This window comes from Actinomadura rupiterrae (assembly GCF_024172125.1).
Classification (GTDB): domain Bacteria; phylum Actinomycetota; class Actinomycetes; order Streptosporangiales; family Streptosporangiaceae; genus Spirillospora; species Spirillospora rupiterrae.
Map to the genome: position 1 here is coordinate 351548 of NZ_JAMZEA010000008.1, position 17071 is coordinate 368618.

13 protein-coding genes are annotated in these 17071 nt (G+C 72.4%); 9 read left to right on the forward strand and 4 right to left on the reverse strand.

What is annotated here, in order from left to right; all coding sequences use genetic code 11:
• Positions 1 to 243: 243 nt before the first annotated feature.
• Positions 244 to 903: a hypothetical protein gene (locus tag FHU30_RS29105; RefSeq protein ID WP_253880082.1), complete on the forward strand. Its 660-nt coding sequence runs from the start codon at positions 244 to 246 to the stop codon at positions 901 to 903.
• A 69-nt stretch (positions 904 to 972) separates the two neighbouring features.
• Here the strand turns inward: FHU30_RS29105 and bioA are convergent, their stop codons facing one another.
• Together bioA and FHU30_RS29115 are read right to left on the reverse strand one after the other, a co-directional pair.
• Positions 973 to 2301: an adenosylmethionine--8-amino-7-oxononanoate transaminase gene (gene bioA, locus FHU30_RS29110; RefSeq protein WP_253880084.1), complete on the reverse strand. Its 1329-nt coding sequence runs from the start codon at positions 2299 to 2301 to the stop codon at positions 973 to 975.
• Positions 2298 to 3875 carry a CCA tRNA nucleotidyltransferase gene (locus FHU30_RS29115; RefSeq protein WP_253880086.1) on the reverse strand — a complete coding sequence of 526 codons (1578 nt, stop codon included), beginning with the start codon at positions 3873 to 3875 and terminating at the stop codon, positions 2298 to 2300. The genes bioA and FHU30_RS29115 overlap by 4 nt, the downstream gene beginning before the upstream one ends.
• Positions 3876 to 4324: 449 nt before the next feature.
• On the opposite strand from FHU30_RS29115, the gene FHU30_RS29120 reads away from it, so the two are divergent.
• The 6 genes from FHU30_RS29120 to FHU30_RS29145 all read left to right on the forward strand — a co-directional run bounded on the left by FHU30_RS29120 (position 4325) and on the right by FHU30_RS29145 (position 13605).
• A complete protein-coding gene (locus FHU30_RS29120) occupies positions 4325 to 4969 on the forward strand; it encodes a YbaK/EbsC family protein (protein ID WP_253880087.1) in 645 nt (214 codons plus the stop codon).
• A gap of 176 nt (positions 4970 to 5145) precedes the next feature.
• Positions 5146 to 8181, forward strand: a complete 3036-nt coding sequence (locus FHU30_RS29125) for a DUF6049 family protein (protein WP_253880088.1) — start codon at positions 5146 to 5148, stop codon at positions 8179 to 8181.
• Positions 8165 to 9892, forward strand: coding sequence for a murein biosynthesis integral membrane protein MurJ (gene murJ, locus FHU30_RS29130; RefSeq protein WP_253880089.1), 1728 nt, complete (start codon positions 8165 to 8167; stop codon positions 9890 to 9892). The genes FHU30_RS29125 and murJ overlap by 17 nt, the downstream gene beginning before the upstream one ends.
• Positions 9893 to 10092: 200 nt before the next feature.
• The gene (locus tag FHU30_RS29135) at positions 10093 to 11850 is read left to right on the forward strand and encodes a protein kinase family protein (protein ID WP_253880090.1); all 1758 of its coding nucleotides are present in this window, start codon (positions 10093 to 10095) and stop codon (positions 11848 to 11850) included.
• A gap of 349 nt (positions 11851 to 12199) precedes the next feature.
• A complete protein-coding gene (sigM, locus tag FHU30_RS29140) occupies positions 12200 to 12820 on the forward strand; it encodes an RNA polymerase sigma factor SigM (RefSeq protein ID WP_253880091.1) in 621 nt (206 codons plus the stop codon).
• A complete protein-coding gene (locus tag FHU30_RS29145; protein ID WP_253880092.1) occupies positions 12820 to 13605 on the forward strand; it encodes an anti-sigma factor family protein in 786 nt (261 codons plus the stop codon). Before sigM ends, FHU30_RS29145 begins: the two co-directional genes overlap by 1 nt.
• Before the next feature lie 111 nt (positions 13606 to 13716).
• On the opposite strand, the gene FHU30_RS29150 is transcribed toward FHU30_RS29145, so the two are convergent.
• On the reverse strand, positions 13717 to 14289 hold the full coding sequence (locus FHU30_RS29150) for a dienelactone hydrolase family protein (RefSeq protein WP_253880093.1): 573 nt from the start codon (positions 14287 to 14289) through the stop codon (positions 13717 to 13719).
• Positions 14290 to 14461: 172 nt separating this feature from the next.
• Between FHU30_RS29150 and trxB the strand changes: the two genes are divergently transcribed.
• Both trxB and trxA read left to right on the forward strand, forming a co-directional pair.
• On the forward strand, positions 14462 to 15445 hold the full coding sequence (gene trxB / locus FHU30_RS29155; protein ID WP_253880094.1) for a thioredoxin-disulfide reductase: 984 nt from the start codon (positions 14462 to 14464) through the stop codon (positions 15443 to 15445).
• 59 nt (positions 15446 to 15504) lie between these two features.
• A complete protein-coding gene (trxA, locus tag FHU30_RS29160; RefSeq protein WP_253880095.1) occupies positions 15505 to 15819 on the forward strand; it encodes a thioredoxin in 315 nt (104 codons plus the stop codon).
• Positions 15820 to 15877: 58 nt separating this feature from the next.
• On the opposite strand, the gene FHU30_RS29165 is transcribed toward trxA, so the two are convergent.
• Complete coding sequence (locus FHU30_RS29165; protein WP_253880096.1) at positions 15878 to 16495, reverse strand: GNAT family N-acetyltransferase; 618 nt, start codon at positions 16493 to 16495, stop codon at positions 15878 to 15880.
• Positions 16496 to 17071: the final 576 nt, after the last annotated feature.

Sequence of the window (17071 nt, forward strand, 5' to 3'; positions counted from 1 at the left end):
GTCACGCCCGGACGCGCCCGGGCTCCCTCGCCCCCGTGAACGGGCCTCCGGGGCCGCGGGTTCAATCCCGGCTGCTAGCGGTCAGCGTCCTCGACAGCGTCCGGACGGGCGGCCCACAATCGTCGGCACCGGCATATCCGCCGGTCAACGACGGTTCCGGCCCCTCCGGCCGGCCGCCTCCCCGCCGCTCGGGACGGCTTCCCCGGCGGCTCCTCACCGACTCCTCCAGCAAGGAGACCAGCCATGCCCGCATCCCGAAAACCCGTCCTCGCGGCCGCCGCCTGCGCCGCGCTCGTCAGCTCGCTCACCGGCCTGGGGGTCGCCCGGGCCGCCGCGCCCACGTTCACCGTCAGCCCGGGCGGCGCGTTCTCCGGAACGGCCACCGGCACCTCCACCCAGGCGTTCCCCGCCTCGCTCCGTGACGCCGACACCAACTCGCAGGTGCTGTGCAGCGGCTTCTCCGTCGCCGGGAGCCTCCGCTCCGGGACGGGCCTGCCCGGCGCGAACATCGGCACGATGACCGGCCTGTCCTTCACCGGATGCACCGACCGGGTCGCCTTCACGGTGAACACGCACGTCTCGGCGTCCACCCCGTCCACCGTCAACGCCAACACGTTCGCGAGCGGGACGACCGTCGGGACGGTGAGCATCAGCTCCATCACGCTCGACGGGTCGAACGGCTGCCACATCCTCGTCACGGGACGCGCCGGCGCGCCCGGATTCACCGAGTTCGCCTACGCGGACGCGAACGCGCGCCTCAGCTTCAACGAGGGCAACCTCGTGGTCGCCTCGATCACGAGCGCCTGCCGCCACTTCGCCGTCGGTGACATCTTCGAGCTCACCGGCGGCATCGCCCCTACCGCCGTCACGATCGCACCGGGGCAGACCATCACGTCCCCGTGACCGATCAGCGCTGAGCCCCGGGGTGTCCGATAGGACGCGGAACCCCGAGGCCACCGGTCGGGCGCGCCCTCAGTCCTCCGCGCTCGTGGGCTGGGCCGCGGCGGCGTACATGGCGTCGGCGATGTGCTCCAGGTCGTCCTCGGTGGAGACGTACGGGGGCATCGCGTAGATGAGCCGCCCGAACGGGCGCAGCCAGACGCCGTGCTCCAGGACGGTCTCCTGGGTGGCCGCCATGTCCACCGGCTCGCGCATCTCGATCACCGCGATGCCGCCGAGGACGCGGACGTCCGCGACGCCCGGCAGCTCCCGCGCCGGCTCCAGGCCCGCGGTCAGCACGGCCTCGATGGTGTCGATCTCGCTCCGCCAGTCGCGGGACAGCAGCAGGTCGATGGACGCGGACGCGACGGACGCGGCGAGCGGGTTCGCCATGTAGGTCGGGCCGTGCATCAGCACCCCGGCCTCGCCCTCGGTGATCGTCCGGGCCACCTCGTCGGTGCACAGCGTCGCCGCCATCGTCATGTAACCGCCGGTCAGCGCCTTGCCGACGCACATGATGTCCGGGACGACCTCGGCGTGGTCGCAGCCCCACAGCTCGCCGGTGCGGCCGAAGCCGGTGGCGATCTCGTCCAGGATCAGCGGCACGCCCAGCTCGTCGGCGACCTCCCGGAACGCCTGGAGGTACTCCGGCGCGTAGAAGCGCATGCCGCCCGCGCCCTGGACGATCGGCTCGACGATCACCCCGGCGATCTCGGCGGCGTGCTCGCGGGCGAGGCGGCGCAGGGAGTCCAGGTACGCCTCGTCCGGCTCGGCGTCGTAGCCGGACGGCGGCACGTCGGCGAACAGGTGCCGGGCCAGGACGTCGTTGAAGGTGTGGTGCATCCCGTTGACCGGGTCACAGACGGCCATGTCGCCGAACGTGTCGCCGTGGTAGCCGCCCCGGACGGTCAGCAGCCGGTGCCGCTCGGGCCGTCCCTGCGAGCGCCAGTACTGGAGCGCCATCTTGATCGCGACCTCGACCGCGACCGAGCCCGAGTCGGCGAAGAACACCTTCGTCAGCGGCCCGGGGGTCAGCTCGACCAGCTTGCGGGCGAGCCGGACGGCGGGCGGATGCGTCAGCCCGCCGAACATGACGTGCGCCATCTTCCCGAGCTGCCCGGTGACCGCCGCGTTCAGCTTCGGGTGGTCGTAGCCGTGGATCGCCGCCCACCACGACGACATCCCGTCGATCAGCTCGGTGCCGTCGGCGAGCGTCAGCCGCGTGCCGGACGCCGACACGACCGGCAGCGCCGGGACCTTCGCGGGCATCGGCGCGTAGGGGTGCCAGATGTGCTCGCTGTCGAAGGCGACCAGGTCGTCGGCCGCCTGCGGGCTCATCCGCCCGAGCCGAAGGTCGATCACGACGCGTCCTCCGTCCCCGCGGCCTCGCTGCTCCCGGGGCCGTCGCCGGTCTTGCCAGTCTTGGCGCTGCCGCCGGTCTTGCTGGCCTTGTCGCTGCCGCCGGGCTTGCCGGCCTGCTCCGGCGGGGTGACGCCCTGTTCCGCGGCCCATGCGAGCAGGCTCGCGGTGGCCGCTTCCTTCCCGATGGGGCCCTGGTCGAGCCGCAGGTCGAGCAGGTGCTTGTAGGCCCTGCCGACCAGCGGGCCGGGCCGGATGCCGAGGATCTCCTGGATCTCGTTGCCGTCCAGCTCGGGCCGCATCGAGGCCAGCTCCTCCTCCTCGGCGAGCCGGGAGATGCGCTCCTCCAGCTCGTCGTAGGTGCGGCGGAGCCGGTCGGCCTTGCGCTTGTTGCGGGTCGTGCAGTCGGCCCGGGTCAGCTTGTGCAGCCGGGACAGCAGCGGGCCCGCGTCCCGGACGTAGCGGCGGACGGCCGAGTCGGTCCACTCGCCCGTCCCGTAGCCGTGGAACCGCAGGTGCAGCTCGACCAGCCGGGACACCTCGCCGATGACGTCCTTGGGGTAGCGCAGCTCGGTCAGCCGCTTGCGCGCCATCTTCGCGCCGACCACCTCGTGGTGGTGGAACGAGACGCGCCCGCCCGACTCGAACCGGCGGGTCTTCGGCTTGCCGATGTCGTGCAGCAGGGCGGCGAGCCGGAGCACCAGGTCCGGGCCGTCCTCCTCCTGCGCGATGGCCTGCTCCAGGACGATCAGCGAGTGCTCGTAGACGTCCTTGTGCCGGTGGTGCTCGTCGATCTCCAGCCGCAGCTTCGGCAGCTCGGGCAGGACGTGCGCGGCGAGGCCGGTGTCGACCAGCAGCGCCAGGCCCTCGCGCGGGTGCGCGCCGCACAGCAGCTTGGACAGCTCGTCCCGGATCCGCTCGGCGGAGACGATCTCGATGCGGGACGCCATCTCGGTCATCGCGGCCACCACGTCCGGGGCGACCGAGAAGCCGAGCTGGGAGGCGAACCGGGCGGCGCGCAGCATCCGCAGCGGGTCGTCGCCGAAGGAGTCCTCTGGGCGGCCGGGCGTGCGGAGCAGGCCCGCGCCGAGGTCGGTGAGGCCGCCGAACGGGTCGACGAACTCGTAGGCGGGCAGCTTCACCGCCATCGCGTTCACCGCGAAGTCGCGGCGGCGCAGGTCCTCCACCAGGGAGGTGCCGTAGGCCACCTCGGGCTTGCGCGACTTCGGGTCGTAGGTCTCCGAGCGGTAGGTGGTGATCTCCAGCTCGTGGCCGTCCTTACGCAGCCCGACCGTGCCGAACTCGATGCCGATCGTCCAGACCGCGTCGGCCCAGCCGTCGATCAGCTCCAGGATGCGCTGCGGCGGCGCGTCCGTCGTGAGGTCGACGTCCTTGGTCGGGCGGCGCAGCAGGGCGTCCCGCACCGGGCCGCCGACCAGCGCCAGCTCGTGCCCGGCGGCGGCGAACCGCGCGGCCAGGTCCTCGGCAACGGGGGCGACGCGGGACAGCAGCTCGGTGATCGCGGCCCGGCCGGCGTCGGGAGCGTTCGGGTTCGCGTTGGGGTCAGGCACGGCCATCGAGCGTATTTCCTTGGTTGACTGCTGACAAAGCACTATTCACCGCCGCGAACCCCTCCACGCCCCTATACATGGCGCGATAGCCGGGTTACGTTCTGATCACCCCGCGAGCGCCCGCGCGGCCGACGGTGAACCTCCGTACGACAACGGTAGCGGGGAACCCCGGGCGCGCGGTCCATCGCGGGCGCCGCACCGACCGTGGCGCATCGGGTGCGGGCGGGTCCGGCCGGACCGGACGGCGCCGCGCGGAGTGGATCCCGCGCGACCCGCCGGGCGGGCCGGCGACGCCGGTGCCGCGGCGGAACGGGGTTTACGGGGCGTCCGGGACGCGGCGCCCCGCATCATGGCCGCATCGACGGGTATGTGGGGAGGCCCCCTCACAGCGTGGCTCACGGGGGACGGAAACACCACCGGATGCGGGGTGTGGACCCCGCGGGACGGAGCCGGACATGAAGGACGCTCTCACCATCCACCGCGCGTTGCTCGGCGGGGAGACGCGGCACGAGATCGTGCGGCTGCCCTTCGGCATCGCGACCGCCGACGAGCTGCCCGAGGCGCTCGGACTCCCGGCGGTGCGGTGCCTGGTGACCCGCGTCTACACCTGCGAGGACGTGTACCGCGGCGACCGCTTCCTGGCCGCGGCCGTGGTGTGCGCGGGCGCCCGGCCGCCGCTGGAGGCCGTCCGGAGGGAGGTGGGCGCGCGCCAGGTGCGGCCGGCGCGGGCGGACATGGTCAACGCCGTCACCGAGTACGCCGCCGGGCTGGTCGCGCCGCTGCTGCTCCCGCCCGCGATGCCGCTGCTGCTGGACCAGCGGATCACCGAGGTGCTCGCCGCGGACGACGTCGTCTACACGCCCACCGGCGAACCGTCCACGGCCCTCGGCATCCGCGTCGCCGACCTCTGCACGCTCAGCGCCGCCAAGCCCTGCGCGCTGGAACCGCCCAGCGGGCCGAAGGCCCCGCCCGCGATGTTCGTCGACTCGCCGGCGCTGCGCGGCCGCTTGGCGCCCCGCCCCCGCAGCGCCCGGTCCACCGGCGCGGCCACCCTCCGCGACGTCCCCCGAGGCACCAACCGCCCACCCCGGGTCCGCTGACCCCCCGACCCGCCGGGGGTTCGTTCAGCGGGCGTCCAGGGTCGGGCGATCTTTGCCGGTGGGGGGTTCAGACGGTCGGACGGGAGCCTGGGCGCGGCTAACATCGAGCGCGTGGTGCGGAGACTGAGCGCCCGGCCGGCCCGCCGCGGGCCCCGGGCGGGCGCGGCGTGAGAGCGGTGAGTCGGGCGGCGGCCCTGGCCGCGCTGGTGCCCTGCCTTCTCACGAGCGCCGCGCCGGGGGCGTTCGCCCTGCCCTCCGGCGGCGCGTCCGTCTCCGACGTGAGCCTCACGACGAGCGCGCTGGCCGCCGAGCCGCAGGCGCCGGACGCCGAGCCGCAGGCGCCGGACGCGTCGCTGCCCCAGGCGCCCGACTCGGCGACGCAGCCGGAGAAGGCGCGGCAGGGAAAGGTGACGCTCGCGCTGTCGAGCGTCAGTCCCAAGGCCGCCGAGGCGACCGGCAAGCGCGCCAAGGTGCGGATCACCGGCACCGTGACGAACGGAACCGGGCGCGACCAGACCGGGCTGACCGTCCGGATGCGCTACAACGGCACCGCGCTCACCACCCGCTCCCAGCTGGAGCGGTACGCGGAGGGCCAGCCGTCCCAGCTGCTCCGGGGGGTCGGGCAGAAGCCCGCCCAGCTCCCGAAGGCCGCCGCGCCGAACGGCTCGCAGGCGTTCTCGCTCGACGCGGACACCGCCGACATCGGCATGCGCCGCTTCGGCGTCTACCCGGTCGGCGTCGAGGTCGTGAACGCCGCTCAGGAGGTCGTCGCCGGGGTCATCACGTTCGTGACGTTCAGCCCCAAGCCGGGCGATGTGAAGCCGATCAAGGTCGGCTGGGTCTGGCCGCTGATCGACCGGCAGCACCGCACCGCCGGGGACATGTTCACCGATGACGACCTGAACGCCCAGTTCGGCAAGGGCGGCAGGCTGAGCGGCCTGGTGTCCGCCGCGGCGACCACCAAGACCCCGCTGACCTGGGCCGTCGACCCCGCCCTGCTGGACGACGCGCGCCAGATGGCCACCGCCGGCTACCGGGTCCAGGGCCTGCGGGACGACAAGTCGGTCAAGAAGCCCAAGAGCGCCGCCGCCGACGCCTGGCTGAAGTCGCTCAAGCCCGCGATGAAGGGCGATCCGTACTTCGCGCTGCCCTACGCCGACCCCGACGTCGTCGCGCTCGTCCGGAGCAAGCAGAAGAACCAGGTCGCGCTCGCCTACCGGAACTCGCAGGTCGCGACGGCCGTGCTGGGCGGGCAGCCGAGCACGCCGATGGCCTGGCCGCCGTCCGGCGTCGCGGGGCCCGGCACGCTCAAGCAGCTCGTCCAGCCCGGCTGGGTCGGCTCCGGGCCGATCCTGATGAGCAGCGACAACGCCTTCGGCGGCGCGCAGAACGGCTACACGCCGAACGCCGTGACCACCGCCGACATCGGCGGCAGGCAGCACGCCGTCCTCACCTACGACGACAAGATCACCGACATCCTGGACCAGGACCCGCGCGCGCCCGGCGCGAAGGCGCTGACCGAGCAGCGGTTCCTGGCCGAGACCGCGATGATCACGGCCGAGCAGCCGCAGACCGCGAACCGCACCCTCGTCGTCGCGCCCGGACGGCACTGGAGCCCGTCCGCCGACCTCGCGCAGGGCCTGCTCAACGACACCTCGTCCGTGCCGTGGCTGAAGGCGAGCACGCTGGAGCAGATCGCGCGCACCACGCCGCAGCAGCGCCAGCAGAAGGACTACCCCGAGGAGTACCAGGGCTACGAGCTCGGCCCCGGCTACCTGGAGCAGGTGCACCGCATCCAGAAGGAGGCCAACACCTTCGCCTCCATCGTGGTCAACTCGCCGAGCCCGGTCTACGAGCGGGCCGTGCTGCGGCTGGAGTCGGTGTCGTGGCGCTCCCATTCCTCCCAGGCGTTCGCGGCGCGGCGGCGGGTCAGCGACGAGCTGGCCGCGGACACGGGCCGGGTCCGGGTGGTCAGCGTGTCGACCGCGCTGGCGGGCAACTCCGGCATGGTGCACATCACCGTCTCCAACGACCTCCCGGACCAGACCGTCCGGGTGACGATGAACATCTCGTCGGAGAACAGCGCCAAGCTCCAGATCGGCAAGCTGGAGGGGCGCTCCCCGATCGAGCTCAGGCCCAACGACAAGGTCACCCGCAACCTCCCGGTCACCGCCAACGGGAACGGGCGCTTCCGGCTGCTGGTGCAGCTCGCGTCCGCCAACGGCGACGACTACGGCGACCCCCACGTCATTACCGTCCGGACCACCGGGTATGGACGGACGTCGCTGCTCATCACGGGTGGCGCACTTGCCGTACTCTTCGTGGGCGTCGGAGTGCGGGCCATGCGAGCGAGGCGCCGCCGGAAAGCGGAGGCAGCCGGTGACGGACCGACCGGAACGGGACCAGCGGCCGGAGCGCCGGGGCCCTACTACCCCGGAGCAGAACCCCTGGTCTCGGGAGACTCCGGGCTACCCAAACCCGGACCAGGAGCAGGACCCGAGGCAGGCCCTTCCGCCTACCCAGGCGCCCCAGCAGGGCCCGGCGGGGCAGATGCCTCCGCAGGACCCGAGGCAGGCCTATCCGCAAGGCCGGCAGGGCCCGGAGGCTCCGCAGGGCCCGCAGGCTCCGCAGCAGGGCCGTCCGATGGGGAATCCGCAGGGTCCTCCGCAGGGGCAGCCCCCGGCGGGGTACCGGCAGAGCCCTCCGCCGCCCGCTACCCAATGGGACCAGCCTCGGACGCCGTCCCGACCGAATACGGGCCGTCCGGGTCAGGCGCAGCCGATCCCGGGGCAGCCGGGCCAGGCGGGTCCGGGCCAGGCGGGTCCGGGTCGTCCGAACCAGGGACGTCCGGGCCAGCCGCAGGACGTCACGCGTCCGGAAACGGCGCAGGGCCGGCACCACGCGCCGGGCGCGACTCCCGCGCCACCGTACGGGACTCCTGGTCCTCCGGCCGGACAGAACCGCCAGCCGACGGTGCAGATGCCGATGCCGGGACGTCAGGGGACGCCGGGGACGCCGGGACCGACGAGTGGGCCGAGGCCGGAGGCTGGTTCGGGACACGGACCCGGCATGAATCGGGCAATGGCTCAGAACCCGGGTCCGGGAACGGGTCCGGGAACGGAAATGGGTCCGGGCCAGGGTCCGGGGACGCCGGGAACGGGACGGAACCCGGGGACGGGTCGTCCTCCGGCGGGGATGGGCGCCGCCGCTGAGACGGCGCTCGACCTTCCGCTACCGCCCGGCACCGAGCCGCCGACCGCGCCGCCCGTCGAGACCGGCGGAGGCGGAGGCGGCGGATCGAGCCTGCTGAAGTCTGGCGCGATGATGGCGCTCGGGACGATCGCGTCCCGCGTGACCGGATTCCTCCGGACGGCCGCGATCGTCGCCGCGCTGTCCAACGGGACGCTGCTCGGCATCTACAACACCGCCAACACCTTCCCGAACCAGATCTACGACCTGCTGCTCGGCGGCATCCTGACCAGCGTCATCGTGCCGCTGCTCGTGCGCGCGAAGGAACGCGACAAGGCCTACGGCGAGCAGTACGAGCAGCGCGTGTTCACGCTGTCGGTGCTGGGCCTGCTCGGCCTGTCCGCGGTCGCGATGCTCGCCGCGCCACTGCTGATCACGCTGTCCGCGCCGTCCTACCACGGGGACGAGCGGAAGATCGCGATCCTGTTCGCGCTGTTCTTCCTGCCGCAGATCTTCTTCTACGGGGTCGGCGCGTTCGCCGGCGCGATCCTCAACACCCGCGGCTCGTTCGGCGCGCCGATGTGGGCGCCGGTGCTGAACAACATCGTCATGATCGGCGTCGGCGGCGCGTTCCTGTGGGTGTCGGGCGGCAAGACCGTCGGCGCGTCCACGATCACCGACACCGAGTTCTACCTGCTCGCGGCGGGCACCACCGGCGGCATCGTGCTGCAGACGGTCGCGCTGTGGCCGTCGCTGCGCCGGGTCGGGTTCCGGTGGCGGCCCAAGCTGAACTTCCAGAAGGGCGAGATCAGCGGCGTCGGGAGGCTCGCCGGCTGGACCCTGCTCTACGTGATGCTGACGCAGGTCGCGTTCACCGTCGTCACGGCCCTGTGCAACAGCGCGGGCAGCAAGGCGCACAACGCGGGCGCGGGCGACGTGTACGGGTACGGCTCGTACTCCACCGCCTACATGATCTTCCAGCTGCCGTACGCGATCGTCGCGGTGTCGGTGATCACCGCGCTGCTGCCGCGGATGTCCCGGCACGCCACCGAGGGCGCGTCCGAGCTGGTCCGGGACGACTTCTCGTCCGGGCTGCGGCTGTCCTCGGTGATCATCCTGCCGGCGGCGGCGCTGATGGCGGTGCTCGGCCCGGAGATCTCGGTGGTGCTGTTCGCGCACGGCTCCACCTCGGTGTCGGACGCCGAGGTCATCGGACGTGTCATGCAGGCGTTCGCGATCGCGCTCGTGCCGTTCTCGTCCTACCAGCTGATGCTGCGCGTGTTCTACGCGCACAACGACACCCGCACCCCGGCGTTCATCGCGTTCGGCACGGTCGGCACGAACATCCTGTGCGCGGTCGGCGCGTACTACCTGCTGCCGGTCAAGTGGATCATCATCGGGATCGCGTCCGGGTTCGCGCTCGCCAACGTCGTCGGCACCGTCGTCTGCTGGGTCGTGCTGCGGCACAAGCTCGGCGGCCTGGACGGGCGGCGCGTGATCGGCACGCACCTGAAGCTGCTGGTGGCCCTGTGGCCGCTGATCGGCTTCGCGTACGCCGTGCACGCTGTGACCGAGGCCGCACTCGGCCGCGGCCTCATCCCGGGCATGCTCGCCCTCGTGGTGGGTAGCGCCGGTGGAGGCGTGCTCTACCTGCTGTTCGCCCGGCTCCTGCGCGTGGGGGAGGTCCAGTCCATGCTCTCCATGGTCGGCTCCCGCATCCCGGGCCGCGGGTAAAGTGCGCTCACCGGCACCGGCGGGCATCGCAAACTCCACGCCACCCGCGCGGTTAAGGCGACCGGCAAGCGGTCCAGCCACTACCATGTTGGGGACTACGGCTTGCGGGGCGACACCCTGGGGACTGCAAAGAGGAGGGTCGGAGGCGTAAGCTGCCACGCCACGAACATGGGATCTGACCACCTGCGCTGGACACTGCCGTGAGCACGTCCGTCATCGAGCCCGGCGCCCGCTTCGCGGGCCGTTACCGGCTGGAAGAACGCATCAAGGACTCGGGTGGCTCGTCCCTGTGGAAGGCCATCGACGAGATCCTCGCGCGCGCCGTCGCCGTCCGCACGTTCGAGCCCGGCTTCCCGCGCGTGCACGAGGTCGTCACGGCCGCGCGCGCCGCGTCCCGGCTGACCGACCCGCGCCTCACCCAGGTCTTCGACGCCGACGACTCGGGCGAGCGCGCCTACGTCGTCAGCGAATGGGTCGTCGGCGAGACGCTGGAGCAGATGCTCGCCAAGGCCCCGCTGGAGCCCGGACGCGCCACCACGCTGCTGTACGAGGCCGCCGAGGCGCTGTCCGCCGCGCACGCGGCCGGTCTCGCGCACCTGTGCCTGTCCCCGCGCGACCTCGTGTGGACGACCGGCGGCACCGTCAAGGTCCTCGGCGTCGCCACGGACGCGGTCCTGGCCGACCACTACTCCGACTCGCCCGCGTCCGTTGACACGCGGGGTCTCGGGTCCATGCTCTACGCGGCGCTGACCGCGCACTGGCCGGGCGAGCCGTCCCGTTCGTCCTTGCCTGCCGCGCCTACCGCCGGCGCTTCGGCATCGGGATCGGGCTCGCAGTCGGGCGCGCACGAGAACGCCACCACGGTCACCACGCCGGACGGCGATCCCAAGGCGAACGTCACCACGCCTGACGAGCCCGCTTCCGCTTCCCTGCTCGCGCCGCGGCTGGTGCAGGCCGGGGTGCCGTCCGCCGTGGACGACATCGTCTGCCGCAGCCTCGGCCTTCCCGCGCCCGCGAGCGGCCCGGACGCCGAGGCGCTCCGCACGCCGTCCGACTTCGCCGGTGCGCTGCGGCGCGTCCCGCGCACGCCGCTGCCGCTGTTCGCCGGGCTCGGCACCGCGCCGACACCGCGTCCGCCCGCGCCCACGCGCGCGACGGCCGCCTACCACCAGCCGCCCGCGCAGGCCCAGCCCACGCAGGTGCACTCCGCCCAGCCCGCGCCCGCACCGGCCCGCTCGGCGGCTCCGCCGCGTCCGCGCCGGTCGTCGTCCGGGCCGTCCACCACGCCTCCGCCCGTCCAGCCGACCACCCCGGTCGGACGCCCCTCGCACCACGGCGCGCCGCGCAAGCCGATGAACCGCGGGCTGCTCGGCATCGCCGCGGCCGCGCTGACGGTCGTCGTCGGGCTGAGCGCGTGGGCGCTGTCCAGCGGCAACGACCACGGCGACAAGAGCGGCAAGCAGGGCAACGTCGGGCACACCGGGCAGACGAACTCGCCGTCCGAGCCCGCCGCGACCGCGCTGAAGCCGTCCGGTGTCTCCTCCATCGAGGACTCCAAGGGCGACACCGACAGCCAGATCGGCAAGAACCTCGACACCCTGATGAAGGGCGGCCACGGCCGTCCCTGGCAGAGCGCCGGGTACCACGGGGACAACTTCGGCAACCTGAAGAACGGCCTCGGCGTCGTCTTCGACATGGGCCGCAAGGTGAAGGTCGACAGCGTCCGCGTGAACACCGCGGGTGTCGGCAACGCCCCGATCGAGCTCCGCGTCGGCGACGCCAAGGACCTCGGCGCGCTGCACGTCGTCGGCAAGGGAACCTCGCAGGGCGCCACGTTCCCGATCAAGGCCGAGAAGGCCGCGAGCGGCCAGTACGTCTGCATCTGGTTCACCACGCCCGTCCCGGACCGCTTCAAGGCCAAGCTGAGCGAGGTCACCATCCTCGGCTCGGCCGGCTGACGGCCGGGCATCCGAACGCCGGCCGCCGACCCGGACGGCGTTGGCCGCCGGGTCCGAGTCATATGCCGCCTGACCTGCTCGAACGTGGCTGGCGGCCGGGTGGTGCGAGAGCGCCCCGGCAGTGCGGGACCAGGAAGGAAACGGCCATCCGTGCAGGTTCACTAAGGGATGGCACCGGTAACGATGGGGTGGCGATCGCGCCGGTGCGTTTCCGTGTTGTGACGTGGGGCGGGGCTTCTCGGTATCGTTCCTGTGAGCAGAATGTCCCCTCCCCCCAGGAATCTGTGGTGTCTTCCTCAGCAGGTGCGGCCGTTCCCGGACGCCGGGTGACCAGCGAAGGCGAGCGGTCATGGCTTCGGTGAGCACGCCGCGCGTGGACGAGGTGCCCGACAAGGAGCTGCTCGCCCGGCACGCGCAGGGGGACCCGCACGCCTTCGCCGAGCTCGTCCACCGGCACCGGGACCGGATGTGGGCCGTCGCCCTGCGCACCCTCGGCGACCCGGACGAGGCCGCCGACGCGCTCCAGGACGCCTGCCTGTCGGCGTTCCGCGCCGCCGGCCGGTTCCGCGGAGACGCCGCCGTCACGACCTGGCTGCACCGCATCGTCGTCAACGCCTGCCTGGACCGGATCCGCCGCCGCTCGGTCCGCCCGTCCACGCCCATGGGGGACGACGCGACCTTCGACGCCGTCGCGCCCAAGATGCCCGACCCCACCGACGCGCACGGGGTGTCCCTGGACGTCCAGCAGGCGCTCGCGCACCTGCCGTACGAGCAGCGGGCCGCGCTCGTCCTGGTCGACATGATGGGCTATTCGGTGGACGACGCGGCCGCCGTCCTGGAGGTCCCACCAGGGACGATCAAGTCCCGGTGCGCGCGCGGGCGCGCGAGGCTCGCCCCACTTCTGCGGCAGCATCGGAACCGAAGGGACGCGCGGAACGTCGGAGGTGTGGAAGGAGGTGGCGCACCCTGATGATTTCCCCGCACCTCGACTACGACACCCTGGCCGACCTCGCCGAGGGACTGCTCGAAGACGACCGGGCCGCCTCCGCCGAAGCGCACCTCGACACCTGCGCCGAGTGCCGGGACCGATCCGCCGACCTTGCGGACGTCCCCCGGCTGCTCGCGGAGGCGCCCCTCCCGTCCATGCCCGCCGAGCTGGCCGAGCGGATCGACTCCGCGCTGGCCGCGGAGTCGCTGCACACCGCCACCGTGGTGAGCCTGGAGCAGCGGCGCAAGCAGCGGCACTGGCGGGTCCTGTCCGCCGCGGCGGCCGCGGTGGTCGTGCTCGGCGGCGGAGCGGCGGTCGGCACGAATCTCCTGCGCGGCGGCGGCCATGACGGCAGCGCGAGCGTCTCGTCCCCGGTCACCGACCCGTCCGGACGCAACCACCTGAACTCGGGCGCCGACGGCGGTGTCGCGCCCTCGGCGGCGGCCACCGGCGGCTACGAGATCGTGACGACCGGCACCGCGTACCGCGCGGCCACGCTCGGCGCGCAGGTGGCCAAGGCGCTCGGCGAGCACGCCCGGAACCTGACCATGCGGAGCGCGACGTCCGCGGCGCTCCAGCCGTGCGTCGCGTCGCTGGCCAGGGCGGCCCGGCCGCTGCTGGTCGACCAGGCCAGCTACGACGGCGCCCCGGCCGTGATCATCGCCCTGCCGGGACCGTCGGCGGGCCGCTACGACGTCTGGGTCGTCCGGCCGAACTGCACCCCGGAGAACCAGCAGCTCATCAGCCACACGCAGGTCTCCGGCTGAACCGGCGCCACCGGAACGACGGCCGTCCTCGGACGGCCGTCGTTTCTCTTTGTCCCGGGGCAGTCGGGGACGTTCAGAGACGTCTTCTTGTCCCTGGGCGGTCGGGGACGGTCAGAGGGTTTTGAGGAAGTCTTCGGCGATCGCCCAGGCGCGCTCGGCGGACTCCTCGTCGTAGTCCGGCAGCTCGGGGTCGGTGAAGATGTGCCCGGCGCCCGGGTAGCGGAACACCTCGACGTCGGCACCGGCCCGGCGCATGCGCAGGTACCAGGCGTTCTGCCAGTCGACCGGCTCGTAGGTGTCGGGGTCGGCGACGTGCAGCTGGACGGGCAGGTCGGGCGCGGACGCGTCGTCCGCCATGTCGGACGTGCCGTGCATCAGCAGCAGGCCCTTGGCGTTCTCGTCCGCGAGCGCGAGGTTCTGCGCGAGGGCGCCGCCGAGGGAGAAGCCGGCGTAGACGACGCCTCCCGCCGACAGCGGAGCCGCGGCTGCGACGGAGCGCTTGAGCAGCTCGTCCATGCCGATCTCCTCCTTGATGGCGAGCGCCTCGTCCGGGTCGTCCGAGACGCGCCCGTCGTACAGGTCGGGGACGTGCACCTCGTGCCCGTGCGCGCGCAGCCGGTCGGCGGCCTGGTGGACGGCGGGCCGCAGCCCGTACATGGAGTGCAGGAGAAGAATCCGGGCCATGTGGTCAAGCTTATGTCCGGCCCGCGCCCGTCCCGGGACGGGCGGGAATCTGCGGGCCCTAGGATCGGTTGACGCGACTGGCGGACGGAAACGGCTCCGGGGATCCTGGGGAATCGGCCCGGCGTTCCCGCCCCTCCGGCCACCGACAGCCATCGAGAAAGGCACTGAGACAGTGAGCGACGACGTCCGCAACGTCATCATCATCGGGTCCGGCCCCGCGGGCTACACGGCCGCCGTCTACGCCGCCCGCGGCGACCTCAAGCCGCTGGTCTTCGAGGGCTCGGTGACCGCCGGCGGCGCGCTGATGAACACCACCGACGTGGAGAACTTCCCCGGCTTCCCGGACGGGATCATGGGCCCGGACCTGATGGACGGCATGCGCAAGCAGGCCGAGCGGTTCGGCGCCGAGCTGATCACCGACGACGTGACCGAGGTCGACCTCACCTCCGACCCGAAGGTCGTCAAGGTCGGCGAGGACGTGTACCGCGCGCACGCGGTGATCATCGCCACCGGCTCGCAGCACCGCAAGCTGGGCCTGCCCCGCGAGGACCAGCTGTCCGGACGCGGCGTCTCCTGGTGCGCGACCTGCGACGGCTTCTTCTTCCGCGACCAGGACATCGCGGTCGTAGGCGGCGGCGACACGGCCATGGAAGAGGCCATCTTCCTGACCAAGTTCGCCCGCACCGTCACCGTCGTGCACCGCCGCGACGAGCTGCGCGCCAGCCGCATCATGCAGGACCGCGCGTTCGCCAACGACAAGATCCGCTTCGCCTGGGACAGCGAGGTGGTCGAGCTGCAGGGCGACCAGAAGCTGAGCGGCGTCCGGCTGCGCAACGTCAAGACCGGCGCCGAGGAGGACCTCGCGGTCACCGGCCTGTTCATCGCGATCGGCCACGACCCGCGCAGCGAGCTGTTCACCGGGCAGCTCGACACCGACGACGAGGGCTACCTCCTGGTGGACGCGCCGACCACCAAGACCCGCCTGCCCGGCGTGTTCGCGTCCGGCGACGTGGTCGACCACACCTACCGGCAGGCCATCACCGCCGCCGCGACCGGCTGCTCGGCCGCCATCGACGCCGAGCGCTGGCTGCAGGACCAGGGCGAGGGCGAGACCATCCCGCAGACCGACCCGGCCGTCCTCGCGGGCGAGGGCTGACCGGTGCGGCGGCGGGGGGCCGCCGCGCCGTTCCCAGTACGAGAACCAAGGGAGACCCGATGAAAGCCGTGACCGACGCCGACTTCGGCACCGCCGTCCTCAAGAACGACAAGCCGGTGCTCGTCGACTTCTGGGCCGAGTGGTGCGGACCGTGCCGGATGGTCTCGCCCATCCTCGAGGAGATCTCGGCGGAGCACGGCGACAAGCTGGAGATCGTCAAGATGAACATCGACGAGAACCCGAAGGTCCCCGCCGAGTACGGCGTCATGCAGATCCCGACCATGAACGTCTACAAGGACGGCGAGGTCGTCAAGCAGATCATGGGCGCCAAGCCCAAGGCCGCCCTCCTCCGCGACCTCGCCGAGTTCATCTGACGCACCCGTGAGGCCCCGTTCCACCCGGAACGGGGCCTCATACGTCCCTCAGATCCCCTCAGACGGGCCGGAGCATGCCTTCGGGTGTCATGGAGCCGAGCAGACGCTCCAACGCCACCTCGACGTCCTCACGCCACGACAGGGCGGACTTCAGCTCCAACCGCAGCCGCGGGTACCGGTGATGCGGCCGGATCGTCTTGAACCCGACCGACAGCAGGTAGTCGGCGGGCACCATGCACCCGCCCTCCTCGCCCTTCAGGTCCCCGAACGCCTCGACGGCCTTCACCCCGCGCCGCACGAGGTCCTTGGCGACCCCCTGGACGAGCATCCGCCCCAGCCCGCCGCCCGCGAACTCCGGGATGATGTGCGCGGTCATCAGCAGGACCGCGTCCGCACTCACCGGACTCGTCGGAAACGCGATCGCCCGCGGCACGTACAGCGGCGGAGCGAACAGGACGAACCCGGCCGGAACATCGTCCACGTAGACGATCTTCCCGCAGGACCCCCACTCCAGCAGCGTGGACGAGATCCACGCCTCCTTCTCCAGCCCCGGGTCCCCGGCCTCCTCGGCCCGCCCGCGACTGACCGGATCCAGCTCCCAGAACACGCACCGCCGACACCTGTGCGGCAGATCATCCAGGTTGTCCAGCGTGATGTTGACCAGACGACGCGACACCGGCCCGGCACCCCCGCCCTAAAGCGCCCTACCACCCAACCCACCGGCATCGTACTCGACCACCCCCCACCCACCCCCGCCGCTCCGCAGCCCCGATCCCCCCGCCCCGGCCACCACCACAAATCCGGCCCGCTGACCAAACGCGACCGACGCGCGAGCCCCGCACAACGATCGATGCGCGTAAGCCGGGTCGAACACGCAACGACGTGCTGAGCCCGCCCACCGCGTCAAGCCGCACCACGAACGTCGAGTTCATGGAAGACGGTTGAGCGCGGAACACCGCGTGAAGCCCCGCCACCCTGCTCAGCCCGCCCACCGCGTTGAGCACGAACCCAGCCTGGACGACGGCGTCGTCGCGGACAGCGGCGAAACACAGACACGAGGCGGCGGGTGGACTGGGAGGGAGGCAGGTCGGGCGTGTTGAGCGCGGCCGCCGCGCTGAGCCCGGCTGCGGACGTCGGGTCCATGGAAGACGGGTGAGGCCGACCGCCATGTTGAGCACGCACGCCGTGTTAAGCACGCCCGCGCGTACTGGACGCAGACAGCGGGTTCGCGGACGGCAGGCGGAACGCAAAC

Excerpts from the sequence above, each read along its gene's own strand:
- FHU30_RS29105 (WP_253880082.1), top strand. The coding sequence starts at position 244 with ATGCCCGCATCCCGAAAACCCGTCCTCGCGGCCGCCGCCTGCGCCGCG.
- FHU30_RS29115 (WP_253880086.1), bottom strand. The coding sequence starts at position 3,875 with ATGGCCGTGCCTGACCCCAACGCGAACCCGAACGCTCCCGACGCCGGC.
- FHU30_RS29120 (WP_253880087.1), top strand. The coding sequence starts at position 4,325 with ATGAAGGACGCTCTCACCATCCACCGCGCGTTGCTCGGCGGGGAGACG.
- murJ (WP_253880089.1), top strand. The coding sequence starts at position 8,165 with ATGGGCGCCGCCGCTGAGACGGCGCTCGACCTTCCGCTACCGCCCGGC.
- sigM (WP_253880091.1), top strand. The coding sequence starts at position 12,200 with ATGGCTTCGGTGAGCACGCCGCGCGTGGACGAGGTGCCCGACAAGGAG.
- FHU30_RS29145 (WP_253880092.1), top strand. The coding sequence starts at position 12,820 with ATGATTTCCCCGCACCTCGACTACGACACCCTGGCCGACCTCGCCGAG.
- FHU30_RS29150 (WP_253880093.1), bottom strand. The coding sequence starts at position 14,289 with ATGGCCCGGATTCTTCTCCTGCACTCCATGTACGGGCTGCGGCCCGCC.
- trxA (WP_253880095.1), top strand. The coding sequence starts at position 15,505 with ATGAAAGCCGTGACCGACGCCGACTTCGGCACCGCCGTCCTCAAGAAC.